21 protein-coding genes are annotated in these 23,821 nt (G+C 64.3%); 9 read left to right on the top strand and 12 right to left on the bottom strand.

Annotation, left to right across the window (positions count from 1 at the left end; all coding sequences use genetic code 11):
* Positions 1-50: 50 nt before the first annotated feature.
* The 10 genes from AC3EML_RS15630 to AC3EML_RS15585 all read right to left on the bottom strand — a co-directional run bounded on the left by AC3EML_RS15630 (position 51) and on the right by AC3EML_RS15585 (position 12,236).
* Positions 51-2,060: an amidase gene (locus AC3EML_RS15630; RefSeq protein ID WP_352521007.1), complete on the bottom strand. Its 2,010-nt coding sequence runs from the start codon at positions 2,058-2,060 to the stop codon at positions 51-53.
* A 231-nt stretch (positions 2,061-2,291) separates the two neighbouring features.
* Entirely contained in the window at positions 2,292-2,492 is a 201-nt protein-coding gene (locus AC3EML_RS15625) for a tetratricopeptide repeat protein (protein WP_352521008.1), read from the bottom strand.
* 6 nt (positions 2,493-2,498) lie between these two features.
* Positions 2,499-3,674, bottom strand: a complete 1,176-nt coding sequence (locus tag AC3EML_RS15620) for a tetratricopeptide repeat protein (protein ID WP_352521009.1) — start codon at positions 3,672-3,674, stop codon at positions 2,499-2,501.
* Between the two features lie 80 nt (positions 3,675-3,754).
* Positions 3,755-5,365: a WD40 repeat domain-containing protein gene (locus AC3EML_RS15615; protein ID WP_352521010.1), complete on the bottom strand. Its 1,611-nt coding sequence runs from the start codon at positions 5,363-5,365 to the stop codon at positions 3,755-3,757.
* A gap of 105 nt (positions 5,366-5,470) precedes the next feature.
* Entirely contained in the window at positions 5,471-6,241 is a 771-nt protein-coding gene (locus tag AC3EML_RS15610) for an exodeoxyribonuclease III (RefSeq protein WP_023727066.1), read from the bottom strand.
* 7 nt (positions 6,242-6,248) lie between these two features.
* Positions 6,249-6,893: an alpha/beta hydrolase family protein gene (locus AC3EML_RS15605; protein ID WP_352521011.1), complete on the bottom strand. Its 645-nt coding sequence runs from the start codon at positions 6,891-6,893 to the stop codon at positions 6,249-6,251.
* A gap of 212 nt (positions 6,894-7,105) precedes the next feature.
* Positions 7,106-8,233, bottom strand: coding sequence for a tetratricopeptide repeat protein (locus tag AC3EML_RS15600; RefSeq protein WP_488505249.1), 1,128 nt, complete (start codon positions 8,231-8,233; stop codon positions 7,106-7,108).
* Complete coding sequence (gene ku, locus AC3EML_RS15595; protein ID WP_352521013.1) at positions 8,230-9,135, bottom strand: non-homologous end joining protein Ku; 906 nt, start codon at positions 9,133-9,135, stop codon at positions 8,230-8,232. Before ku ends, AC3EML_RS15600 begins: the two co-directional genes overlap by 4 nt.
* Positions 9,136-9,408: 273 nt before the next feature.
* Positions 9,409-11,895 (bottom strand): DNA ligase D, encoded by a 2,487-nt coding sequence (gene ligD, locus AC3EML_RS15590; protein WP_352521014.1) that lies wholly within the window; start codon positions 11,893-11,895, stop codon positions 9,409-9,411.
* A 116-nt stretch (positions 11,896-12,011) separates the two neighbouring features.
* The gene (locus AC3EML_RS15585) at positions 12,012-12,236 is read right to left on the bottom strand and encodes a hypothetical protein (protein ID WP_352521015.1); all 225 of its coding nucleotides are present in this window, start codon (positions 12,234-12,236) and stop codon (positions 12,012-12,014) included.
* Positions 12,237-12,635: 399 nt separating this feature from the next.
* Here AC3EML_RS15585 and AC3EML_RS15580 point away from each other — a divergent pair, with 399 nt between their 5' ends.
* From AC3EML_RS15580 to AC3EML_RS15560, 5 genes are all read left to right on the top strand, one after another.
* Complete coding sequence (locus AC3EML_RS15580) at positions 12,636-13,643, top strand: aldo/keto reductase (protein ID WP_023742427.1); 1,008 nt, start codon at positions 12,636-12,638, stop codon at positions 13,641-13,643.
* Between the two features lie 407 nt (positions 13,644-14,050).
* On the top strand, positions 14,051-14,998 hold the full coding sequence (locus tag AC3EML_RS15575) for a substrate-binding domain-containing protein (protein WP_023673481.1): 948 nt from the start codon (positions 14,051-14,053) through the stop codon (positions 14,996-14,998).
* Positions 14,999-15,229: 231 nt separating this feature from the next.
* Complete coding sequence (locus AC3EML_RS15570) at positions 15,230-16,801, top strand: sugar ABC transporter ATP-binding protein (protein ID WP_352521016.1); 1,572 nt, start codon at positions 15,230-15,232, stop codon at positions 16,799-16,801.
* Positions 16,798-17,814, top strand: coding sequence for an ABC transporter permease (locus AC3EML_RS15565; protein WP_023685887.1), 1,017 nt, complete (start codon positions 16,798-16,800; stop codon positions 17,812-17,814). Before AC3EML_RS15570 ends, AC3EML_RS15565 begins: the two co-directional genes overlap by 4 nt.
* Before the next feature lie 11 nt (positions 17,815-17,825).
* Entirely contained in the window at positions 17,826-18,323 is a 498-nt protein-coding gene (locus tag AC3EML_RS15560; protein ID WP_023814844.1) for a GNAT family N-acetyltransferase, read from the top strand.
* 66 nt (positions 18,324-18,389) lie between these two features.
* On the opposite strand, the gene AC3EML_RS15555 is transcribed toward AC3EML_RS15560, so the two are convergent.
* The gene (locus AC3EML_RS15555; protein ID WP_031193476.1) at positions 18,390-18,623 is read right to left on the bottom strand and encodes a hypothetical protein; all 234 of its coding nucleotides are present in this window, start codon (positions 18,621-18,623) and stop codon (positions 18,390-18,392) included.
* Between the two features lie 145 nt (positions 18,624-18,768).
* Positions 18,769-19,398: a glutathione S-transferase family protein gene (locus tag AC3EML_RS15550; protein WP_023703088.1), complete on the bottom strand. Its 630-nt coding sequence runs from the start codon at positions 19,396-19,398 to the stop codon at positions 18,769-18,771.
* 210 nt (positions 19,399-19,608) lie between these two features.
* On the opposite strand from AC3EML_RS15550, the gene AC3EML_RS15545 reads away from it, so the two are divergent.
* The 4 genes from AC3EML_RS15545 to AC3EML_RS15530 all read left to right on the top strand — a co-directional run bounded on the left by AC3EML_RS15545 (position 19,609) and on the right by AC3EML_RS15530 (position 23,792).
* Positions 19,609-20,595: a tagatose kinase gene (locus AC3EML_RS15545; protein ID WP_023814845.1), complete on the top strand. Its 987-nt coding sequence runs from the start codon at positions 19,609-19,611 to the stop codon at positions 20,593-20,595.
* Positions 20,592-21,869 (top strand): D-tagatose-bisphosphate aldolase, class II, non-catalytic subunit, encoded by a 1,278-nt coding sequence (locus AC3EML_RS15540; protein ID WP_023673474.1) that lies wholly within the window; start codon positions 20,592-20,594, stop codon positions 21,867-21,869. The genes AC3EML_RS15545 and AC3EML_RS15540 overlap by 4 nt, the downstream gene beginning before the upstream one ends.
* 52 nt (positions 21,870-21,921) lie before the next feature.
* Positions 21,922-22,512, top strand: a complete 591-nt coding sequence (locus tag AC3EML_RS15535; RefSeq protein ID WP_023673473.1) for a DUF922 domain-containing Zn-dependent protease — start codon at positions 21,922-21,924, stop codon at positions 22,510-22,512.
* A 194-nt stretch (positions 22,513-22,706) separates the two neighbouring features.
* Positions 22,707-23,792 (top strand): ABC transporter ATP-binding protein, encoded by a 1,086-nt coding sequence (locus tag AC3EML_RS15530; protein WP_023673472.1) that lies wholly within the window; start codon positions 22,707-22,709, stop codon positions 23,790-23,792.
* The last annotated feature ends 29 nt before the right edge of the window (positions 23,793-23,821 follow it).

Genomic DNA, 23,821 nt, shown 5'->3' with positions numbered 1-23,821 from the left:
GTCAAGACGGCGAAGCTGCTGATCTCCCCCTTGGGGAGATTACATGTACCTCACCCGATTCCACCCGCGACCACGTAAGCACCAGCCGTGCGTCCATCCTCCAGCCGGATGACGGCCGTAACGATCGAGCCGTAAGCGCCTCGCCACACACTGTGCATTCTTTCGTGCTCGCCGGCGGGCACCAGGATGCGACCGTGAAAGCTTGTGCCGCTGCGCCGCAGAGCGACCGGTTCGCCATTGACGTGAACCTTGACGCCAGCGGTCTCCGCATCGAGTTCAACCGTCACGGCGATCTCGGCCTGGTCTCCTCGCCGCGTCGTCTCGGCAACAAGCGTAAGCCTCGGCGCCGGCGCATCGCTGGCCCGCAATCCACCAGGCCGCCCCGCAAACGCATCGTCCGGCAATTCCGGCGTGCGCGGCGGGCTGGTGCGGCGTTGGGTGGCGCGCTCGTAATCGCCGGCGAGCCGCAGCAACTCCGCATCATCATAGGCCTTGCCCGCAAAGGTCAGCCCGACCGGCATGCCGATATCGGCCATCGTTCCCATAGGCACGGTGACGGTCGGAATGCCGAGATGACGCCACACCAGATTGCCATTGGCGACCCAGGTGCCGTTGCGCCAGGCGATTTCTGCAGAGGTCTGGTTGACGTCGGCGCTGGCCGGCCCGACATCGGCGACCGCCGGCAGCACGACGGCGTCGAGCCTGTGCTCGTCCAGCCAGTCCTCGAAGTCGATGCGCCGCGTCGCCTCCAATCCCTTCAGACCTTCCGCCAGCGTTGGGATATCCAGCAATGGCATCACGCCCTGCTTGGCGCTCGTGACGTAGTCGGCCAGATCGAAATCGTCGTCGCCATAGCGGTCCGGCAGCGCGCCCGGCGGCTGCGGGAAAATCTTTGGGCCGTCGACCGCAGCCAGATCGGGGATCGCCGGATCGGCATTTGCGCGCAGGAAATCGTCCCAGCCCCAGATGCAGAGATCCCAGATTTCGCGCTCTGCAAAGGCTTCCGGCACCAGCCCGCGTTCGACCATGGTTTTTGTGCCCGGACGGTCGCGCTCATAGTTCGAGACGACGGGGAAATCGACCTCGACCACCTCCGCGCCGAGCTTTTCCAGGTCACGCGCCGCCTGCCGCCAGAGGTCGAGCACCGAGGCGCGGGTCTCGATGGGTTTGGGCGCGCCGCCGTCGCGGCCAATATACATTTTCGGCACGCCGAGGCGTTTGCCTTGTAATGAGCCTTGCAGTTGGAGCGCAGTGTAGCTTGGCGGCCTGAGAGCAGCGCTCTTCGCGATCGACACCCAAGGCTGCACACGCCAGAAATCGCCGCGCGTCTCCGCATCGTCGGCGACGATCACATCCAGCAACTCCAGCATGTCGGCAATGCCGCGCGTGTGCGGCACCACCACATCCATGGTCGGCACCAGCGGCCAGTTGCCCCTGACCGAAATGACGCCGCGCGACGGCGTGTAGGCGACAAGTGCATTGTTGGACGCCGGCGCGCGGCCGGAAGACCATGTCTCCTCGCCCAGCCCGAAAGCGGCAAAGCTCGCAGCGGTCGCGGTGCCGGAACCGTTGGACGAGCCGGAAGCGAAGGCGGCGGTCAGGTAATCTGCATTGTAGGGGCTTTCGGCGCGGCCATAGACGCCGCGCTGCATGCCGCCATTCGCCATTGGCGGCATGTTGGTCAGCCCGATCAGCACCGCGCCGCCGGCCCGCAGCCTGGCAATGGTGAAGGCGTCCTCATTGGCGACGAGATGCTCGAAGGCGGGCGAGCCGGCGGCCACCGTCAGGCCCTTCACCTTATAGCTGTCCTTGGCGGTGTAGGGGATGCCGTCGAGCGGCCCGAGGGTGGCGCCATTGCGCCGCCGCAGGTCGGACGCCGCCGCCTCCTCGAACATTGCCGGGTTAAGCACCGGCACGGCATTGAGCGCGATGCCATGGCGGTCGTAGTGCGCGATGCGCCTGAAATACGCGCCGGCCAGCTCGACGCTGGTGACGGTACCGTCTTCCAACGCGCGCCGCAGATCGGCAATCGAGGCTTCGACGATGTGGAGGTTGGGCATGGGATTCTCGAGGTGCAGCGGCAAATGAGTCTTCGCATCGTGCGATGCGAGTGTCACGCCTCAAACGGAAGGCGTGACGGCGACGCTGCTGATCTCCCCAAGTGGGGAGATGGCCGGCAGGCATAAGTGGCCTCCGAAATTGACTGATGAAAGACAGTTTTGGTATCCGCTGCCGATGTCCATTATATGACACGACCTCACCGACGTCATCGGCGTTGCCTGACCCTGAGCTCACAGCGTCTTGCTGTCGAACTGGCCTTTTTCCTTCATCATTTCGAGGAAGGTCCTGGCCTCGGCGTTTCCGTGGCTTGCCGATGTGGAAAACCACTTGGCAGATTCCGGATAGTTCGGCTTGCCGCCGATCCCGGTGTAATAAAGCTTGCCAAGGTTGAGTTCTGCTTCGACATTTCCCGCCTTGGCTGCCTCCAGCAACCAGAATTAGGCGGATTTTTCATCCTTGGCTATCCCTCTGCCGCGGGCATAGGCAACAGCCAGGTACAGTTCAGACGAAACGTCCCCCTGCTTTGCGGCCTTGAGCCACCACGAAACGGCATCAGCGTCGCTCTGAGTCAGTCCGGCGCCCGTCCAATATGCAAGGCCGAGGTTCGCCTGCGCATAGGCGTCTCCCTGGCTCGCCGCCTTCAGCCACCAGGACGATGCTTCGGCATCACTTTTGGCAATGCCCTTGCCCGTAGCATAGGCAAAGGCCAGCGCAGACTGCGCCCGGACATTGTCCTGTTCCGCCGCCTTGACCAACCAGGCGAACGACTGGGCGTCGTCCTTGCCGATGCCTTTTCCCAATTCATACGCATTTGCTAATGAGTATTGCGCTTCCGGCACACCGGCGATCGCGGCTTTCATCCACCATTCGAAGGCCAGGCGGTCATCCTGACCGACGCCGTGACCAAGCGAATACAGCGTGCCCAACAAAGACTGGGCATTCGGCTCACCCATGTCGACCGCCTTTCGCACCCACATCACGGCGAGCTGATCGTCCTTCTCGACGCCTTCACCGAGATAATAGGATCGACCGATGCAGTAGGCAGCTTCGGTACTGCCGCCATCGGCTGCCTTGCGCCACCAGGAGAGAGCTTGCTCATAGCTTTGCGGAACACCTTGGCCCTGCGCGTACAGGGTGCCGATGGCATAGTAACCATTCGCGTTGCTCTTGTCGGCCGACTGTGTGGCAAATTTTAACGCCAGCTGGTCGTTTCTTTCGACACCTCGGCCATGGGAATAGGCCTGGGCGAGCAAGGATGCCGCATCTGCATTTCCTTGCTCGGCTGCTTTGCCCCACCAGTAGGTCGCCTGCCTGTCATTTTGGGCAATACCCTGGCCACGCCAGTACATTAATCCCAGATTGTACTGTGCGTCAGCATTTCCCATGTCGGCCAGCACGGAGATCTGATGGAATTGCTCGCGATAATCCTTTGCCAGGACAGCCGCTTGAATCTTCTTAATGGCCGACCACTGCACATAATAATTTCGGCCAGGACCGAGCAGCACATAAGCCGCCAGCAACACCAGAACGACGGTAAGGACCCCTCGGCGACGCGACTTGGGCGGGCTGTAGACAGGTGTATCCACTTTGGGCGCCCAGTCGTTGTTGCTCACCGTCCCCAATCCATTTGCAGCCACCAGTAATCCATAGCGCAAGCCAGGCTGTTCTGGAATATCCAAAGTATTTGATGTCGCTACTGCGGTGCGCCGGCGAACAGGATTTCGCCATCGCCGCCAGCCGCCGGCCAATCCCTGATGGTGCGGTCGTTGCCGCCGGTGAGCAGTGTGCCGTCGGCGGCGAAGGCAACGGCGTAGATCGGGCCGGTGCGGCTGTCGAACATGGCGATCTGGTCTCCAGTGCCGACATCCCACAGCCGCGCCGTGCCGTCGAGCGAGCCGGAGGCCAGGCGCTCGCCGTCGGCCGACAGGGCCAGCGTATAGACGGTGCCTTCGTGGCCCTCGAAGCGGTGCAACTCCCTAAACGTGTCGAGGTCCCAGAGCTTGATCGTGTAGTCGCCGCTGCCGGTGACGACATGATGGCCGTCGGCGGTGAAGACGGCGCCGTAGGTGCCTTGCTCGTGGCCGTGCCAGCTTCGCAATTGCTTGCCGCTTTCAACGTCCCACAATTTCAGCGTGCCGTCGATGGAGCCGCTCAGCGCGCGCGTGCCGTCGGGCGAGATTGCGACCGTGCTGATCGGCCAGTCATGTCCGGTCATCACATGCAGCACCGATTTGTTGACGAGATCCCAGACGATGACGTTGCCGGTGTCGTGGCCACTGACGGCGCGCTTGCCCTCCGGGCTGATCGCCAGCTTGCGCACGCCGCCATTCGCGCCCGACGAGAAGACATGCAGCACCGCGCCGTCGGCAAGCTTTCGCAGCACGATCTCGCCATCGTCGCCGGCGGTCAGCGCGGTTGCGCCGTCGGGCATGAACAGCGCCGTGCGCGCCATGTCCTTGTGTTCACCAAGGTTGCGGATCAGCCGCTTGCCGGCGATGTCCCAGAGCTTGATCATATGGTCGGTGCTGGCGCTCATGACGTCGCGGCCATCGGCCGAGACGGCGAGCCAGACGACGGCGTCGCGATGGCCGTCGGGCTCGGTCGGCAGCGCCGGCGGAGGCGGCGGCAAGGGCGCGACGGTTTGCGGTGGCGGTGTCGCCGGAGCCGGCGGTGGAGCAGTCTCCGGTGGCGGTGTCGCCGGAGCGACTGCGACTTGTGGCGGCCGAGGGGGAGCAGCCGGAGGCGTAGGCTGCGCCGGTTCCGGCGGTTTGGCAGCCTGCTCAGGCGGGGTTGGCTCGGGAGGCGTGGCGAGCGGCGGCGAACTCGGTGGAACCGCCGGCGTCGCCAGGTCCGGTGGGACGCCGGCGATATCCTGGCCCTTCGGCTCGGCTTTGGGCTCCTTCGGGGCGACGACCTCAGCGCCCGGGCCGGCGTCACGCGCCCAAGGGAAGTGGTCGGCCAGCAGCGCCAACACGGCGAGCACCGGCAACATGAGGAAGGCGCGCCGCCAGCCTGGGCGACCCTTGGATTCCATCTCGGCGTCGCGGCCAAAAAGCGGCGTTCCAGCAGGCTGGCTTCGCCGACCCGGCAGCAGTCCGGCCCAGAACGACAGGGCGCCAAGCAGGCAAAGCCCGCCGACGGTCAGGAACACCACCGGTCGCAGCGTGGCTGGGCCGTGCAGCATGTGGTCGATCCCGCTCCAGCTGAAATCTCTGTCGCCGAGCAGCAGATACGCCCGCACCAGACAAGCCAAAGCGGCCGCCAGCAGCGGAAGCGCAAACAGCCTTTCGGCCAACCTGTCCATCGGACTCCCCTCCGGTGCCGCACCTTGCTCATCATGCGGCCGCCGCAGCGAAACAAATAGCGCAAAACTGCGCCCACGAAAGTGGGCGCGATCACGCAGCCAAATTCACTTCAATTCGACCCATACCGGCGCGTGGTCGCTGGCGCCGTCCTCACCTCTGACATCGCGGTCGATGCCGGCAGCAGTGAGGCGGCGCGCCAGTTTCTTCGACAGCAAGATGTGGTCGAGCCGCAGCCCGGCATCGCGCGGCCAGCGGTTGCGGCGGTAGTCCCAGAATGTGTAGAGCGTTTCCTTCGGATGCTTCTTGCGCAGCGCATCGGTCCAGCCCTGCTCGAGCAGACGCTGGAATGACGCCCGGCTTTCTGGCTGCACCAGCGCGTTGTCGTCATAGGAGCGGGTGGCGTAGATGTCGCGCGGCTCGGGCACGATGTTGTAGTCGCCGACCAGCGCCACCGGCAGGCCGGTGTCGAACAGTTCTGCGGCATGCGCCTCCAGCCGCGCGTGCCACGCCAGCTTGTACTGGAATTTCGGCCCCGGCTGCGGGTTACCGTTGGGCGCGTAGAGACAGGCGATGACGACGCCCGACACCGCCGCCTCGATGTAGCGGCTCTGCTTGTCGGCGGTATCGCCGGGCAGTTCGTCACGGGTCAGCACCGGCTCGGCTCCTCGCGCCAGTATGGCTACGCCGTTCCAGGTCGGCTCGCCCTTCCACACCGCGCCATAGCCGGCGTCGGCCAGTGCCGTGCGCGGAAACTGCAGGTCGCGCGCCTTCAGCTCCTGCAGGCAGACGACATCGGGCTTGGCTGCCGCCAGCCACGCCAGCAGGTTTTGCAGCCGGCTGTTGACGTTGTTGATATTGAAGGTGGCGATTTTCATTTGGCGATCAGGAAACGATCCGCCCTGTCCACGCCTTCACCGTCCCGGCCAGCGTCTTCAAATGATCGGCGGTCGAAAACCCCGACACGCTCTTGCGCGGCTTCAGGTCGTGGTCGCCATCCTCCAGCCAGATCACCTCGATGGCTTTGGAGAGGCCGTAGGTCGCGACCTCTTCTTTCGTGCCGAACTCGTCGCGGGTGCCCTGGAAGATCAGCGTCGGCGTCTTGAGGTCGGCGAGATGTTTTGTCCTGAGTTGCTCGGGCTTGGCCGGCGGATGAAAGGGATAGCCGAGGCAGACGAGGCCCGAAATCTCGCCCTTGGCGAACATCTCGTCGGCGACCATCGAGGCGACGCGCCCGCCCATCGACTTGCCGCCGATGATGAGCGGACCAGCGACGCCCCTCGCCCTCAGATCGGCGATGGCCTTGATGTATTCCGGGTTGACCGTCTCGGCGCGCGGCGGCGGCTTGCGCTGGCCATAGCGTCGCGCCGCCATATAGTGGAATTCGAAGCGCGCAACCTGGAAGCCGGCTGTGGCGAGCGCCTTGGCGGTGTCGGTCATCGAGGGGGAATCCATCGACGCGCCGGCGCCGTGGGCCAACACGATGGTGACCGGGGCGGTTTCGTTACCGTCGAAGAGGAAGGCGGTCATGGGGTGCGCTGCCGGTAAAGGCCGAGTTCCTTCGCGCCCCCCTCTGTCCTGCCGGACATCTCCCCCTCAAGGGGGGAGATTGGCAGTTTCAGCGCCTCACGGACCTCGCGACGATAGTGATTGGCGAAAGCGATGGCGACATCCAATCTCCCCCCTTGAGGGGGAGATGGCCGGCAGGCCAGAGGGGGGCGCTCAAGCGCTGCCATTGCGCCCTACCCCGCCGTCCGTGCCAATTGCAGATCGACGAACTGTATCCCCTTTTGCGCAGTGCGCGCCCATTCGCTGTCAGCATCGAGTTCGAGATAGCGGACCCAGTGGCGGCGGGCTTCGGTCAGATTGCCGGCGTCGAACTCCAGCCGGGCAAGGTTGAACACCGGATCGGCGTAGCTCTTGTCGAGCGCAATGGCCTTGACCAGATGCCGGCGCGCCGAGGCGATCTTGCCTTCGTCGCTCATCAGCCCGGCGAGGTTGAACCAGGCCTCGACGAACGCCGGATCGAGCTTGATCGCTCTTGCATAGTCATGCGCCGAGTTGGCCACGCGACCGGCGCCACGCAAGCAATTGGCGCGGTTGAACGCGGCGATGGCGTCGCTCGGATCGATGCTGAGGCAGCGTTGGTAGAGCGCCGCGGCATCGTCGTGCCGGCCCTCCTCTTCCGCGCTTTCAGCCTCGGCGAACAATTCTTCCAGCGTGTCGTCGCCGGCTGCGCTTGCGCTGCCGAGATCGAACAGCAGCTGGCCGTCGAGTTCGCTCTGGCCGCCTTCGAGATAGATCGCATCGGGCCTGCCATGCTGCGAGCCGACATTGAGCGATTTGGCGGTGAGCGAGGCGACCGGGCCGGAACGGTGGACCGAGCGCGCGATGGCGCCCCAGGATGCGCCGCCGGCGACCAGCCCGGCATATTTGCGGGCAAGGATCAGATCGCGGAACGAGTAGGGTTCGCCATCATGCTCGAACGCATCGAACAGGCTGAGCAGGTCGAGGTCGGCGCCCGGCAGTTTTGACTGGTCGATGAGCGACTGCCTGGACAGCGAAGACGCCTCGGGCGCCTTCATCAGACCGAGCAGGCGCAGGAAGCCATTTTCGCTAAGGAGCGTGCGGCCGGCGGCTCGCTCGGCCGCGACACGGCGTTCGATCTCGGCATCACCGGCTTTCGCCAAGCCGGCCTTGGCAAGCAGCGTGCGCCCGAACACGACGTGCGTCGTGCGTCGGGTAACGCCGCGCCGCAGCTGGCCGTGCTGACGCTCCACCTCACGGGCCGCGAGCCGCAGCGGAAATGCCGTCAGCGCGCCGATGGCGCCGAAGACGGCGCCCGGGATTATACCGGTCGGCGCCGTCACCCCTTGCTCTTGCCGACGGCCTTGAGCAGATTGGCCTTCAACGGGTTTTCCTTGGCCGCACCCGCCTTACCCTTGGCGGCAGGTTTTTCAGCGTCGCCGGTCTTGCTCTTCGACTTGGCCGGCGGCTTGGCTGATTGCGACAGGCTCGCCTTCAACGCGTCCATCAGGTTGATGACATTGCCACGCTCGGGCGCCGCCGCAATGATCGGCTTATGGCCCTTCAGTTTCTCGCGGATCATCGTCATCAGCGCGATCTCGTAGCGGTCCTCATAATTCTTCGGATCGAAGGTGGTTTCCTTCTGCTTGATCAGCGCTTCGGCCAATTGCAGCATTTCGGGATCCGGCTTGCCAGCCGGGATGTTGCCGAAATATTCAGCCGTGCCGCGCACTTCGTTCGGGTTCCTCAACGTACACACGAACATGCCGTTCTCGCGCGCGCCGATCGTCACCACGCGCTCGCGGCTGGACAGGACAAGGCGGGCAATGGCCAGCTTGCCGGATTTGCGCATTGCCTCGCGCAGCACGGCGAAGGTTTCCTCCGCCATGGCGCCATCCGGCGCCATGTAGTACGGCGCATCCTGATAAATGACGTCGACCTCGTCTTCGTCGACGAAGGCCTCGATGTTCATCGTGTGATTGGATTCGATGCGCACTGCTTCGAGGTCGGCCTCATCGATGATGATGTACTGCTTGTCCTCGTATTCGTAACCCTTGACCAGGTCCGCGCGCTCGACGAGGCCGAGTTCAGGGTCGACCGGCTTCATGTTGATGCGGTTGTGGGTCTTCTTGTGCAATTGGTTGAACGATATGCGCTCGCTGGTCGTCGTTGCCGGATAGAGCCGGACCGGACAGCTGACGAGGCTGAGCTTGAGGTAACCTTTCCAACTTGCCCTGGGCGCCATGATACTCTCCTACGCGGCCACGCACTGACATTTCAGACTGAGCATGATCTTATCCGAAAACCGGTTCCCACTTTTCGGGATCATGCTTACTGCAGCGCTTCGTCCAAAGGACGAATGGTGCTGCGGAAATCCTACACCGACCGGGCACGATACAGGCAAATCCCTAGCGAAATCTTCCAGTCGCCCTGAAGGTCCAAGGCCGAGAATAATTCAAATTGTCCGAAGCGTCGATGGACTTGGGTTCCTCGCCCCGATGAAATGGGGAGAAAAACCTTATTTGAAGGCCGGCAAATCCCTCGCGAAATCCTCCATGTCCGCCCAGGGGTCGCCCGAGGTCGCCAACAACCCCGGCAGCGAGGAATAGTTCAGATCCTGCGGCGCATCGATCGTCTCAAGGTCGCTCCAGTTCACCGGCGTCGACGCCGGCAGGTTGGTGCGGGCGCGCAGCGAATAAGGCGCCGCGGAGGTGTGGCCGCGCGCGTTGCGGTGGTAGTCGATGAAGATGCGGCGCTTCCGGTTTTCCTTGCCCATTGTGGTGGTGAAAGTGTCGGGCGCCGTGGCCGCCAGATGCGTGGAGATGGCGCTGGTAGCCTGGTGCAGCTTCTTCCAGTTCTGCTTTTGCGTCACCGGCACGGTTATGTGGATGCCGCCGCCGCCGGATGTCTTGGCGAACGGCACCAGGCCGAGCCGTTCCAATTCGCCCTTGATGTGGACGGCGGCCTCGACCACCTCGCGCCAGGCGATGCCCTCACCCGGATCGAGATCGAAAACGATCTGGTCGGGCTTGTCGAGGCTCAAGCGATGCGTGCCCCAGGTGTGGAACTCGACGACGCCGAACTGCGCCAGCGCCAGATAGCCTTTTGCTCCCTCGACCGACAGATAGGATTTGGTTTCACCTTCGGAGTTGGTGGCGTCAAAAGTGACCACCGACGGCGGCATGCCGGTGAAGGCGTGGCGCTGGAAGAAACAGTCCTTCGGCAGGCCCGTCGGGCAGCGCACCAGCGACACCGGGCGGCCCATAATGTGCGGCAGCATGAAATCGCCGACCAGCGCGTAATAGACGGCGATGTCGAGTTTGGTCGGTCCGGTCTTGCCGAACAGCCGCCGCTCCGGATTGGTCACCCAGATGGTTGCGAGATCAGCTTCGGCGATCAGCCGCTTGCGCTTCGGCGACACCGGCGTCGACAGGCCGACATCGCGCAAGCCCCGAAACACACCGTGGCGCAGCGAATTGTCCGCCGTTCGGTTGGCGTAGTGGATGCGGGCCGACAGCATCGGCCGCACCCATTTCATCTCGCGCATGATCTCGCGCGGCACACCCTCGGGTGCTGTCGCGCCGTCGCGCAGCGGCTGCAGCCGGGCCAGCAAGTCGCCCGCCGTAGCGGCATCGAAGCCGGTGCCAACCTTGCCGCGATAGTGCAGTTCGCCATCCGCGAATTCAGCCATGCCGAGTGCCGCCAGTCCTTCGGCCGCGTCGGAAACGGTGTAGCCGGCGATGATGAAATCGCCGGTCTCCAGCGCCTTGACCTTGGTCCAGCTCTTCGTGCGGCCGCTCTGGTACATGGCGTTGGCGCGCTTGGAGACGACGCCTTCCAGCCCAAGGATCGAGGCCTGATCGTACAGCCCCTGTCCGTCGCCTTCGACATGGTCGCTCAGCTGGATGGCGGAGTTGGCGCCCTGTCCGGCTAGCAGTTCGGCGAGCAGGGCCTTGCGCTTTGCGAGCGGCGCCTTGCGGAGGTCCCAGCCGTCGAGATGCAGCAGGTCGAAGGCATAGAAATGGAGCTTGCTGCCCGCACCCGCCGACAGCGCATCCTGCAGCAGCGCGAAACGCGAGATGCCCTTCTCGTCCAGCACCATGATCTCGCCGTCGATGATCGCCTGGCTGAGGGGCAGCCGGGCGAATGCCTGCGGCAGGTCGCCGTAACGCCTCGTCCAGTCGATGCCGCCGCGGGTGATCAGCCTGACCTCGCCATCGGCGATATGCGCCATGGTACGGTAGCCGTCGAATTTTATTTCGTGCAACCAGAGTTCACCTGTGTCTTCCACTGGCCCACCCGGTGGCTTCGGCACCTGCGTGGCGAGCTGCGGCTCGATGCGCGACGGCGGATCGCCCCTGATCGCGCCGGGCAGTGCACCGGGTTTCAGCGCGCCGGGTTTTGGCGGCAGCCGCGCCGGCTTTTTCGGCGGCGCCACCAGCTCCTCGATGCGCTTGCCGGTCTTCACGCTTTCCGGCCGCGCTTCCAGAATGTCGAGGCTGGTGTCGGAGGCGAGGTCGCGCTCCTTGAACAGCAGCCAGTTTTTCTTGTTCTCGTCCTCGCCGGGTCTGGGCTTCAGCCGGGTCAGCATCCAGCCGCCATTGAGCTTTTCGCCGGCCAGCCGGAACTTGAAAGCGCCGGTGCGCAGGCTTTTTTCGACATCGTCCATCGGCGCCCAGATGCCGGTGTCCCAAACGATCATCGGCCCGCCGCCATATTCGCCTTCGGGAATGACGCCCTCGAAGTCAATATATTCGAGCGGATGGTCCTCGGTTTCGACCGCCAGCCTTTTGTCGGCAGGGTTGAGCGAGGGGCCGCGCGGCACCGCCCAGCTTTTCAGCACGCCGCCTACCTGCAGGCGCAAATCGTAATGGTCCGCGGTGGCGTGATGCTTGTGGACGACGAAGCGGTTGCCGTCGCCTGAAATGACCCCGCCCGCCGGTTCCGGCGTCTTGGTAAATTCGCGCTTGGCGCGATAGGCCTTGAGTGTTGGCGGGGTTGGCATGGGTCAGGCGGGAGCGGCGGCGGCGGACGAACCTTCCCTGCGCAGCGTTCCTGCACAGTGCTGTCCCGCCAACATTTCAAATTTCCCAGCGCGGTGCGAAGGAACGGCGTTCACACTCAATCGTCGGTGGCCGGCGTCAGGTCTAGCTCGGCCGGGGACAGACCCTGCTGCAGCTGGCCCAGCCGGAATTCGTCGACCCAGTAGGCCTCGCCGTCGACCAGCACGCGGGCCGAGTAGACACCACCGGAAAAGCTTTGCGCGGTGACGTAGACCTTGTGGCGGTCGAGCGCCTTGCGCACCGCGGCGCGCTTGGAATTCTGGCTGGTGACGGAACTGGCCATGGCTCACTCATACACAAGAGCCGCTAGGCATGGCGGCTACCTAAGGATGCTGGAGATCAGGTGCTCTGTCAATTTTGACCGCCTGCTTCTGGCAGCGCTATGATCCGGCGGCAGCAAAAAACCGCTGCGCTTCGGCAGTGGACTTTGCAATGGCGACGACAATATTCGGTTAGTGGTCCGAAGGAATTATGAGCGCGGTGACGCGCGAGAGCTGCTGACGCCGGTTCAGCGTCGACTTCTCGTAGATCTTCTTCATTGGTATCCCCATGGCCCCCAATGGCCGCCGGCAAGGGCGCTTGCGGCTGGGTTTGTCAAGGGAAGCGCTGTTCTTCCGCCGAACAGCTATGGAAACTGGAGGAGCGGCCGCTATAGTTTTCCTCAGCCCCAAGGAGAACGGCAATGACCCTCAGCACCCGCAAACTCGGCAGCCAGGGGCTGCAGGTCTCGGTGATCGGCCTCGGCTGCATGGGCATGAGCCAGTCCTACGGCCCTGCCGACGAGGCGGAATCGATCGCCACCCTGCACCGAGCCATCGAACTCGGCTGTACCTTCCTCGACACGGCGGAAGTCTACGGCGCTTATGCCAATGAAGAACTGCTCGGGCGGGCGCTGAAGGGCCGGCGCGATGAGGTGACCCTTGCCACCAAATTCGGCTTCCGCATCGAAAACGGCAGACAGGTCGGCACGGAGCGTGACAGCCGGCCCGACCATATCCGCGAGGCGCTGGAGGGCTCGCTGAAGCGGCTCGGCACCGACCATATCGACCTTTACTACCAGCATCGCGTCGATCCGGCGGTGCCGATGGAAGACGTCGCCGGCACGGTCGGCCGGCTGGTTGCCGATGGCAAGGTGCGCTTCTTCGGCCTGTCGGAAGCGGGCGCGGCGAATATCGGCCGTGCGCATGCCGTGCACCCTGTCTCGGCGCTGCAGAGCGAGTATTCGCTTTGGGAGCGCAATCTGGAGCCGGAGATCATCCCGCTGCTCAAAAAGCTCGGCATCGGCCTGGTGCCGTTCGCGCCGCTCGGCCGCGGTTTCCTCGCCGGCGACGTCAAACGCGCCGAGGATTATCCGGAAGGCGATTTCCGCCGCGGCGACCCCCGCTATCAGGGCGCCAACTACGACGCCAATGTCGCGGCTGCGGCTGCGGTGCAGGAGGTGGCCGCGGCCAAAGGGGCAAAGCCCGCACAGATCGCGCTGGCCTGGGTGCTCGGCAAGGGCGACGGTTTCGGCATTGACATCGTGCCGATCCCGGGGACAAAGCGGCGCAAGTATCTCGAAGAAAATGTTGCTGCGGCCGCGATCACGCTCGACGCGGCCGAGATAGCTGCGCTCGACGCAGCCCTTGCGCCGGGCAAGGTCTCAGGGCCGCGCTACAATGAGCGGGTGATGACAACGATCGACAGGTAGAGGCGTCTAAGCTGCCAATCTCCCCCCTCGTGGGGGAGATGCCTGGCAAGGCAGAGGGGGGCGCGAAGGATCGCCCGCATCAAGTATTCTGCGTAGAGGTTAGCTCAAAGATGTAAGTGAAATTGGCCAATGTCGGCGGGACAGCGCCCCCCTCTGTCCTGCCGGACATCTCCCCCACAAGGGGGGAGATTAGCAGTTTCAGCCCCTCGCCTCACCTTGCGTAATCGATTTTCCTTGGCTAGCATCCTCGGGTCGGCGCCGTGCGGAGGAGAACGTTGCGGCGGACCGGCTGGAGCGCCTCGCGTCCCCTCGGGGCGGTCACAGGACACTCCATTTTTGAATTGACGCAAGGACCGTCCCGAGCCGCTCCCGGTTTCGGGCTCCTGCGTTCATGTGGAGGATATCTGATGAACAGACGCGAATTCCTGTTGTCGACGGTGGCGACCGGCGCCATGGCGCTGGCCGCGCCCATGGCCTTTGCCGCCGACAAATTGACCATATTGGGCTCGGTGCCCAATCTCGGCTTTCCGTTCTTTGTGCACATGCTGAACGAGATCAAGGCGGAGGCGCAGGCGCAAGGCGTCAATCTGACCGAGAGCGACGGCCAGAACTCGGCGCCGAAGCAGACCGCCGACATCGAGGCCGCACTTGTGCAGAAGGTCAACGCCATCGTGATTTCGCCGCTTGACGTCAACGCGCTGGCGCCGGCGATCGAGGAAGCGGTCAAGGCCGGCGTTCCGGTGGTGACGATCGACCGCCGCGTCGACGGCGTCGAGGGCATTCTCGCCCATGTCGGCGCCGACAACGTCAAGGGTGGCGAAGCCGAGGCGCAGGCCATGGTGGCGGCGTTCCCCAACGGCGCCAAGCTGTTCCATTTGCAGGGCCAGCCGGGTGCCGGGCCAGCGATCGACCGCAACAAAGGCGTCCACAATGTGCTCGATCCGCTCAAGGACAAGTACCAGATCATCTTCGAGCAGACCGCTAATTTCGCCCGCGCCGAAGCGCTGTCGGTGACCGAGGCCGGGCTTGCCGCCAACGGCAAGCCGGACGCCATCATCTGCGCCAATGACGACATGGCGCTCGGCGCGCTCGAAGCCTGTGCCGCGCGCAACTTCACCGACGTCAAGATCTACGGCTTCGACGCGCTGCCGGAAGCGCTGGTCGCCGTGCGCGACGGCAAGCTCGCCGGCACGGTCGAGCAGTTCCCCGGCGAACAGTCGCGCAAGGCGGTGCAGATCGCGGTCGCCTTCGCCAGGGACAAGACCGAGCCGAAGGAGAAGCTGGTGCTGTTGACGCCGATCGTCATCGGCAAGGACAATCTCGACAAGGCGGAGAGGTTGAACGAGACGAAGTGAGAGTAGGGCCCATGACGGGTGGAGGTCGCGCTCTGTCGCGCCCCCCTCTGTCCTGCCGGACATCTCCCCCACTTGGGGGGAGATTGGCCGTCACGTCTGCTTTCGCCAATCGCCAGCCTTGCAGTGAAGGTGCCACCGGCGAAACTGTCAATCTCCCCCCGTGTGGGGGAGATGTCCGGCAGGACAGAGGGGGGCGCTGTCCCGCTGCCTATCGCAATCCGGGAGCAATGCTTGTCCGCCGTTGAATCCACCGCATCATCGCCCCCGCTCCTTTCCGTCGAAGGCGTGACCAAGCATTTCTCCGGCGTCACCGCACTCAGCGATGTCTCGCTCGAGGTGCGGTCCGGCGAGATCCTCGGCCTGCTCGGCGAGAACGGCGCCGGCAAGTCGACGCTGCTGAAAATCCTGTCCGGCGTGATGCCGCCGTCGAGCGGCAGCATCGTCTTCGACGGCGCTGACTACGCGCCGTCCAGCCCGCAGGACGCCAAGCGGCACGGCATCGTCACCATCTACCAGGAGCTCAGCCTGATCCCGACACTGACGGTGGCGGAAAACATCTTCATCGGCCGCGCGCCGATCGGTCCGCTCGGGCTGGTCAGCTGGCGCAGGATGGAGGACGCCTCGCGCGCGATCATCGCCCGCGTCGGTCTCGACATCGATCCGGCAACGCCGGTGTCCTCGCTGTCGGTAGCCGAACAGCAGCTGGTCGAGATCGCCCGCGCTCTGTCGCTGGAAAGCCGCCTGATCATCATGGACGAGCCGACCTCGGCGCTGACCGAGACCGAAGTGCAGAAACTGATGTCGATCATGGACCGGCTGCGCAAGGACGGTGTCGCCATCATGTTCGTCACCCACCGGCTGGAAGAAGCGTCCGCCATTTGCGACCGCATGACCGTGCTGCGGGACGGCAGGCTGGCCGGTCATCTCGACCGCGACGGCCGGCCGATCCAGATTCCGAAGATCATCGAGAAGATGGTCGGCCGCGCCGCCTCCGAACTCTACGCGCGGCCGACGCAGCGCGACGTCGCCGGCGAGGTCCGGCTCTCGGTGCGAGGCTTGCGAACGGTGCGCGATCCGCTGGCGCCGCACGCCATCGTGCTCGAAGGTGTCAACCTCGATCTGAAGGCCGGCGAAATCCTCGGCGTTGCCGGTCTCGTCGGTTCCGGCCGCACCGAGCTTGCCCGCGCTATTTTCGGCGCCGACCGCATCGCGGCCGGCACGATTGCGCTCGACGGCAAGCCGATCGCCCCGGCTTCGCCCGCCGACGCCATCAAACTCGGCATCGGGTTGGTGCCGGAAGACCGCAAGCACCAGGCGATTTTTGCAGCACTTGGCATTCTCAACAATTTCTCCATCGCCTCGCTCGGCCGCTACAGCAATGGGGCCGGCTTCATGGCCGAACGGCGCGAGCGCGAGGCGCTGGCCGGCTATCGCAAGGCACTGTCGATCCGCATGGCCTCGCCCGAGCAGGCGATCGAGGGCCTGTCCGGCGGCAATCAGCAAAAGGTGATCCTGGCCCGCTGGCTGGCGCGCGACCCGAAAGTACTTATAGTCGACGAGCCGACGCGCGGCGTCGATGTCGGCGCCAAGGCCGAAGTGCACCAAATCCTGGTGCAGCTTGCCGCACGCGGCATCGCCATCATGATGATCTCGTCGGAGCTGCCGGAGGTGCTGGCAGTGTCGGATCGCATCGTTACGATGCGGCGCGGCCGTATCACTGGCGAAATGCCGGGCATCGAAGCGACCGAGGAAAAACTGATGGAACTGATGGCGCTCGACCGCAAGCAGGACGCAACGCAATGACCAGCACCACCGAACAGACCCAGCGCAGCGGCATCAACATCGCGCGGCTTCTGATGAGTTTTGGGCCGCTGATGTTCCTGGCGGTGTTGATCGTCATCTTCACCGTGCTGAAGCCTAGCTTCATCGATCCAATCAACCTGTTCAACATTTTGAGGCAGATCTCGATCACCGGGCTGATCGCGCTCGGCATGACCTTCGTCATCCTCACTGCCGGCATCGACCTGTCGGTCGGCTCACTGCTCGCCTTCTGCGGCATGGTGGCCGCGGTGGTGGCCAAGGGCGGCACCGCCAACACGCTGTCGCTGTCGACCACGGGCACGCAAGGCTATGGCTGGTTCGCCGCCTTGCTTGCCGCCGTCATCGTCGGGGCGCTGGCCGGCGGCGTCCAGGGCTTTGCCATCACCCGGCTGAAAGTACCGCCCTTCGTCGTCACGCTGGGTGGTCTCACAGTGTTTCGCGGCCTGACGCTGACCATCTCCAATGGTGGACCGATCTCCGGTTTCGACGCCTCGATGCGCTGGTTCGGCACCGGGCTCATCGGACCGGTGCCGGTGCCGGCGATCATCTTCGCGGCGGCGGCCATCCTGTGCCACATCGTGCTGCGCTATACGCGCTATGGCCGCGCCGTCTATGCCGTCGGCGGCAATGCCGAGGCCGCACGCCTGTCGGGCCTGCGCGTCGACCGCATTCTGATCTCGGTCTATGTCATCGTCGGCTTCTTCGCCGGGCTGGCCGCCTTCGTTTTGTCAGCACGGCTCAACTCCTCCGAAGCCGTGGCCGGCATCGGCTACGAGCTTACGGTGATTTCGGCCGTGGTCATCGGCGGCACCTCGCTATTCGGCGGCATCGGCTCAGTCGGCGGCACGGTGGTGGGCGCAGCACTGATCGGCGTGCTGCAGAACGGGCTGCAGTTCAACAATGTCTCGTCCTACACACAAAGCATCGTCATCGGCCTGATCCTGATCCTCGCCGTGGCCTTCGATCGTTGGCTGAAGTCGCGGGTGAGGCGGTGAGGATTTAGGCCATGGTTCAGATCAGGGCGATGACCGAGAAAAATATAGCGGCGGTGTCGCGGCTGTTGGGGGAATCCTGGCGGCGCACCTATTCGGCGATTATGGGGCCAGAGACCACTGCGCGGCTCTCGGACGACAAGCATGCGCCCGAGCGGCTGGCCGAGGAACTTGCGGACGACAACAAGATGTCGTTCGTGGCCGAACGGCCGGACGGTTCGATCGCCGGCTACGCGATGGCGGCGATGGACGATCGTGGCGATGTCCTGCTCGACCGGCTGCACATCGACAAGACAGAGTTCGGCAGCGGGCTCGCCACCGACCTGCTGCACGCGGTGCTTGTCGCGCATGCCGGCATCCCCAGCATTGCGCTGGAAGTGATCGAGGGCAACGACCGGGCGATCGCCTTCTATCGCAAGCACGGTTTCGAAGTGGTCGAGCGCCGCACGGCCGCGCACGGCGTTGGCGGCCACGCCTCGCTGATCATGCGCCGGCTGCTGTCGAGGGCGTAAGGGGAGGGAATAGGCCGTAGGGAATAGGGAATAAGGTGGCGCAGACCGATACCCTACGCCTACAGCCTACTGCGCCGCCGCTTGCCGGCCGTCCTCGTCGTCCGGCATATCGAGAATTTCGATCAGCCGCGCCACCTTCGTTCCCGGCAAGGGGCGGCCCTCGTTGACCAGCGCCTCGTCGGCACCGAGCCAGGCGAACGCCTCGCGCAGTTCTTGAAGGGTGGCGCCGGTCAGCGCGATGTCGGCTATGACCGCCTCGTCTACCGGCCCCAACACCGAAATGATGTCGTCGCGTGTCATGGTCACCTCCATGCTAAGTGCCGGCAGGTCGTCGAGTTGACGCCGGGATCCGGCCATCCAGTCAACGGATTGCGAGCGAAAGCCGCCGACAAAGCAGAATCTGGGTCTTCTTTTCGACTAAGCAAGGTGAACGCGCCTTTTGCCTTCAAGCAGCCGAATGCCGATCGATGCTGTAGAGATGCACGGGATAGCCGGGACCGATGGCGTCGCGTACCCGGCCCGTCCAGGCACGAACCGCCGGATAAGCCGCCAGCGCAAAGCCGCAATCTTCGGCACGGTGGCCGTAGGCATAGACAGCAATGTCGGCGATGGTGAGCATGTCGCCGACAAGGAACGGCGTGTCGTTCAGGCTGCGCTCCAGCGCTGCCAGCGTGCGGGCGCCGGCTTCGCGCTTGGCCGGAAGCGTCGCCTGGTTGCGCTCCAGCCTTCCGGCCAGCGTCCAGAAGCGCAGGGAGCCGATGACCGGCTCGACATGGTACTGTTCGAAGAACAGCCATTGCATAACTTTCGCGCTGACATAGCGATCCGCCGGCAGCAAGGGCGTGCCTTCGGCGAGATAAATGAGGATCGCATTCGATTCGGCGATAGCACGGCCATCCTCGAGTTCGAGCACAGGAACGGCGCCGGCCGGGTTGAGCTTCAGGAAGGCGTCGGTGTGGCTCTCGCCCTCGAAAATCGACACCAGGCGGCTTTCATAGGGAATGTTGAGCAGGCCGAGCACGACCCTCGCCTTCCAACCGTTTTGCGACGGCAAATAATCATGAAGCGTGAGCATGGCTGTCCTTTCGCTGCGGTCGACGCCTGATTTGCACGGTGCCACGATACCAGCCACCCGAATCCTGCAATGTGTACGCGCGGAAACAGATAAACTATACGCATGTAGAGTTTTATTGACTTCGCTGTATGTGCGATTTACCCGATAAACACTTGCGTCGGATAACTGCGCGGGCAAGCAATCAGTTTGCGTGTGAGAGGAATCGCAAGCATGAGCCTTTCGCGCCGAAGCGAGATCGCCGCCGAGGCCGTGGGGCCAACGATTGTCGCCGGCGAAATCCTGGTCGAGATCATGGCGACGGAACGGGGTTTCGGCTTCCTCGAGCCGCAATCGCTTGTCGGGCCATTCCCCAGCGGTGCGCCGGCGATCTTCATCGATCAGGTCGCCCGGCTGGGAGGCGGCGCCGGCATTATCGGCTGCGTCGGCCGCGACGATTTCGGCACGCTCAACCTGGACAGGCTGGAGCGCGACGGCGTCGACGTCTCAGCCGTCGATATCAGCGACCGCTTCCCGACGGGATGCGCCTTCGTGCGCTACCGGCCCGATGGTATCAGGGACTTCGTCTACAACATCGCCGAATCCGCCGCCGGGCAGATCCACCTGACCACTGCTGCGCGCCTGCTGGCGGACAGGGCCGGCCATCTGCATATCATGGGATCGACGCTGTCGGTGGCAGGGCTGAAGGAGATCGTCAGCTACGCAGTGAAGGCGGTTCGTGCCCGCGGCGGCTCGACCTCATTCGACCCGAATGTGCGCAAGGAGCTGATCGACGGCTCCGACGGCGCACTGTTTTCCGCACTCATCGACGATGCCGACCTGCTGCTGCCGTCCGGCGACGAATTGCTCGCTACGGCGGGCGTCGATGACGAGCACCGGGCGGTGGCGGCGCTGTTTGCCAGGGGCGTCGGCGAGATCGTGCTGAAGCGCGGTGCTGACGGCTCTTCCTGGTTCGGCGCCGACGGCGCCAGGATCGACTGCGCCGGTTTTCAGGTCGAGGAAGTCGACCCGACGGGCGCCGGCGATTGTTTCGGCGCCACCTACCTGACCTGCCGCCGCCAGGGGATGGAGCCCGGCAAGGCGCTGCTTTATGCCAATGCCGCCGGCGCCCGCAACGTCACCCGGCGCGGCCCGATGGAGGGCGTCACCAGCTTCGACGGACTCGATCAATTCATCAAGGGAACAGCGAGACGGACATGAGCGCCAACCCGCTTGCAGGCCTCGCCAGCGCGCGCAAAAACGGCTCGCCCTACGGCATCACCTCGATCTGCTCCGCGCATCCGCTGGTGATCCAGACGGCGATCAGGCGCGCCGTTGCCGACAGGGAGAAAAACCTGCTGATTGAGGCAACCTGCAATCAGGTCAACCAGTTCGGCGGCTATACCGGAATGACCCCGGCGCTGTTCGTCGCCTTCGTGCTGGAGATCGCCTGCCGCGAGGGGCTGGAAGCCTCGCGTATCATCTTCGGCGGCGACCATCTGGGACCGAACCCGTGGCGCGCAGAGCCGGCGGCGCAGGCGATGGACAAGGCCGAGGCCATGGTCGGCGCCTATATCGCGGCCGGCTTCACCAAGATCCATCTCGACGCATCGATGGGCTGCGCCGGCGAGCCGGCGGCGCTTGACGACGAGACCATCGCCACCCGGGCGGCGCGGCTGGCAAAGGCGGCCGAAACGGGCGCGCACGCCGCAGGCAGCACCTTGCCGGTCTACATCATCGGCACCGAAGTTCCCGCCCCCGGCGGCGTCGACCATGCGATCAGCGAGTTGAAGCCGACCGAGGCGGCGGCGGCGCGGCGCACGATCGAGGTTCACCGGGAGATCTTTGCCCGCGAAGGCCTGACCGAGGCGTTCGGCCGCGTCATGGCCGTGGTGGTGCAGCCGGGCATGGAATTCGGCAGCCAAAATGTCGTCGCCTACGCGCCCGAAAAATCCAAGGGCCTGACCGGCTTGCTCGATGAGCAGCCGTCGCTCGTCTACGAGGCGCATTCGACCGACTACCAGACCCGTGCGGCTTTGACCGCGCTGGTCGCAAACGGCTTTCCTATCCTCAAGGTCGGCCCCGGCCTGACCTTCGTCTTGCGCGAGGCGCTTTACGGGCTCGACCTGATCGCCTCCGAAATGGCCAGGGACTATGGCGACCGGTCGCTCGCCCGGACCATGGAAAGCGCGATGCTGGCAGCCCCCGGCCATTGGCACAGCCACTATCACGGCAATGAAGCAGAGCTCTATGTGCAGCGGCATTACAGCTACAGCGACCGCATCCGCTATTATTGGAGCAACCCCACCGCTGTCGCGGCCGTCGAGCGCCTGCGCAAGGCGCTGGACGACGTTGCCATTCCCGAAACGCTGATGCGGCAATTCCTGCCGGCGCTGCCGGCCGAACTCGGGCCGGCGGGCAATCCCGAGGCTATCCTTCTCGAAGCTGTCGATCAGGTGCTGGCCGACTATGACGCGGCCTGCCGTGGGACCTGAGTGCATTGCGCCGGGTTGATCTTTGCCTCAGCCCAGTGTCTCTGACGTTTCCATGAAACCAGCCATGTTCTTTCTCCTGTTCGCGGCCTCCCTGCTGGCGTCGCCGGCACGGGCCGACTGGAAGCCGGTCGAAAAGGTCGAGACCTACGCCATCGCAGGGCGGACCGGCCCGGAACTCTATGCCGCGATCGGCGAAGCCGGCCCCTTGCTCGGCAAGGGTCGGGTCATTGCGCACACCAATTTCAAGCTGACCTGGACCAGGGACTACAGGCCGCAAGGCGACGCCTGCGTGCTCAAATCGGCGCGCCCGAAACTGATCATCACCTACACCTTGCCGAAGCCGGCCGAACCGTTGCCGGCTTCCGTCCAGAAGAACTGGACGGTGTTCATCGCCGGGCTCGCCGCCCACGAGAGAGTGCATGGCGCAGCCATCGCCGAGATGGTGCGCAAGATCGAGGCGGTGAGCGTCGGCCTGACCGTTACTGATGACCCCGCCTGCAGCAAGATCAGAACCGAGCTGACGAGGCAACTCGCCCAGATCTCGCTGGCTCAGCGGCAGGCGAGCCGCGACTTCGACCGGGTCGAATTCGGCCCCGGCGGAAACCTGCAGAAGCTGGTGCTGGCTTTTGTGAATGGGGGGTAGTTTGCCGGCGAACCGGTCATTGCGCCGGTGTTCCGAATGACAAGAGCACCGGCCGCATGGCCGCTTTACAGGCAGGCTTGGTAGCGCTACCGTCTGATCGTCACGCGACCTGTTGGGGGAATGGGAGACGGTTGCGAGGCGGGAGAGGAGCGGTTTCCTTCGGGGCGTCGCAAGAAGCATTCGGGAGGAGATCGATGGCGTCTGTCGCGATCGGCGATGTTTACAAATCGTTCGGGACCGTCGAGGTCCTGCATGGCGTCAGTGTGGATATCGACGACGGCGAATTCGTCACGCTGGTCGGCCCGTCGGGTTGCGGAAAATCGACCCTTCTCAGGATGATCGCCGGCCTGGAAAAGATTTCTCGGGGCGAGATCGCGATCGGGGATCGGGTCGTCAACAACGTTGCGCCGAAAGAGCGCGACGTTGCCATGGTGTTCCAGAACTACGCGCTCTACCCGCACATGACGGTCGCCGAGAACATGGCGTTCTCGCTCATGCTCAAAGGTGTTTCGAAGGCCGATTGCGCTACCAGCATTCAGCGCGCCGCCGAAATCCTCGGGCTGGTGCCATTGCTGACGCGATATCCGCGCCAGCTTTCCGGCGGCCAGCGCCAGCGCGTCGCCATGGGCCGGGCGATCGTGCGCGATCCACAGGTTTTCCTGTTCGACGAACCGCTCTCCAATCTCGACGCCAAGCTCAGGGTGCAGATGCGCGCCGAGATCAAGGAACTGCACCAGCGGCTCAAGACGACCACAGTCTATGTCACCCACGACCAGATCGAGGCCATGACCATGGCCGACAAGATCGTCGTCATGCATGACGGCATCGTCGAACAGATCGGACCGCCGCTGGAGCTCTACGACAGGCCAAACAATCTCTTCGTCGCCAGTTTCATCGGCTCGCCCGCCATGAACCTGATCAAGGGCGAGATCGTCACCGACGGGTCTCCGTCCTTTCGCGGCGCCGGGGGAATTTCCGTGCCGCTGGCCGGCGCGCCGGCCGTTGGCAACGGTCATCCGGTGGTGCTGGGAATACGGCCCGAGCATTTGCGGCTATCGTCAGACCAAGGCATTCCAGTCACCGTCGCGGTGGTCGAGCCGACCGGGTCGGAAGTGCAGATCATCGGCCGCACCGCCGGCGGCGACGAGATCGTCGCCAATTTCCGCGAACGCCATGCCTTAACACCGGGCGAATCCATACGCCTCTCTGCCGCGCCTGGCCTGATTCATCTCTTTGACGGCAAGACCGGAACACGATTTGAAACGCGTAACGGATGGTAAGGACCGCATAGCAAGGAAGATAAACCGGA

The sequence above is a fragment of the Mesorhizobium sp. P170090 genome (assembly GCF_057786115.1).
The sequence above is the reverse complement of the archived record's forward strand: the minus strand, read 5'-3'. Positions and strand labels throughout refer to the sequence as shown.

Bases quoted from the DNA above. Each gene is read 5' to 3' on its own strand.
- AC3EML_RS15555 (WP_031193476.1), bottom strand. From the start codon at position 18,623: ATGACACGCGACGACATCATTTCGGTGTTGGGGCCGGTAGACGAGGCG.
- ku (WP_352521013.1), bottom strand. From the start codon at position 9,135: ATGGCGCCCAGGGCAAGTTGGAAAGGTTACCTCAAGCTCAGCCTCGTC.
- AC3EML_RS15580 (WP_023742427.1), top strand. From the start codon at position 12,636: ATGACCCTCAGCACCCGCAAACTCGGCAGCCAGGGGCTGCAGGTCTCG.
- AC3EML_RS15630 (WP_352521007.1), bottom strand. From the start codon at position 2,060: ATGCCCAACCTCCACATCGTCGAAGCCTCGATTGCCGATCTGCGGCGC.
- AC3EML_RS15575 (WP_023673481.1), top strand. From the start codon at position 14,051: ATGAACAGACGCGAATTCCTGTTGTCGACGGTGGCGACCGGCGCCATG.
- AC3EML_RS15530 (WP_023673472.1), top strand. From the start codon at position 22,707: ATGGCGTCTGTCGCGATCGGCGATGTTTACAAATCGTTCGGGACCGTC.
- AC3EML_RS15550 (WP_023703088.1), bottom strand. From the start codon at position 19,398: ATGCTCACGCTTCATGATTATTTGCCGTCGCAAAACGGTTGGAAGGCG.
- AC3EML_RS15545 (WP_023814845.1), top strand. From the start codon at position 19,609: ATGAGCCTTTCGCGCCGAAGCGAGATCGCCGCCGAGGCCGTGGGGCCA.
- AC3EML_RS15565 (WP_023685887.1), top strand. From the start codon at position 16,798: ATGACCAGCACCACCGAACAGACCCAGCGCAGCGGCATCAACATCGCG.
- ligD (WP_352521014.1), bottom strand. From the start codon at position 11,895: ATGCCAACCCCGCCAACACTCAAGGCCTATCGCGCCAAGCGCGAATTT.
- AC3EML_RS15560 (WP_023814844.1), top strand. From the start codon at position 17,826: ATGGTTCAGATCAGGGCGATGACCGAGAAAAATATAGCGGCGGTGTCG.
- AC3EML_RS15540 (WP_023673474.1), top strand. From the start codon at position 20,592: ATGAGCGCCAACCCGCTTGCAGGCCTCGCCAGCGCGCGCAAAAACGGC.
- AC3EML_RS15585 (WP_352521015.1), bottom strand. From the start codon at position 12,236: ATGGCCAGTTCCGTCACCAGCCAGAATTCCAAGCGCGCCGCGGTGCGC.
- AC3EML_RS15615 (WP_352521010.1), bottom strand. From the start codon at position 5,365: ATGGACAGGTTGGCCGAAAGGCTGTTTGCGCTTCCGCTGCTGGCGGCC.
- AC3EML_RS15605 (WP_352521011.1), bottom strand. From the start codon at position 6,893: ATGACCGCCTTCCTCTTCGACGGTAACGAAACCGCCCCGGTCACCATC.
- AC3EML_RS15535 (WP_023673473.1), top strand. From the start codon at position 21,922: ATGAAACCAGCCATGTTCTTTCTCCTGTTCGCGGCCTCCCTGCTGGCG.
- AC3EML_RS15610 (WP_023727066.1), bottom strand. From the start codon at position 6,241: ATGAAAATCGCCACCTTCAATATCAACAACGTCAACAGCCGGCTGCAA.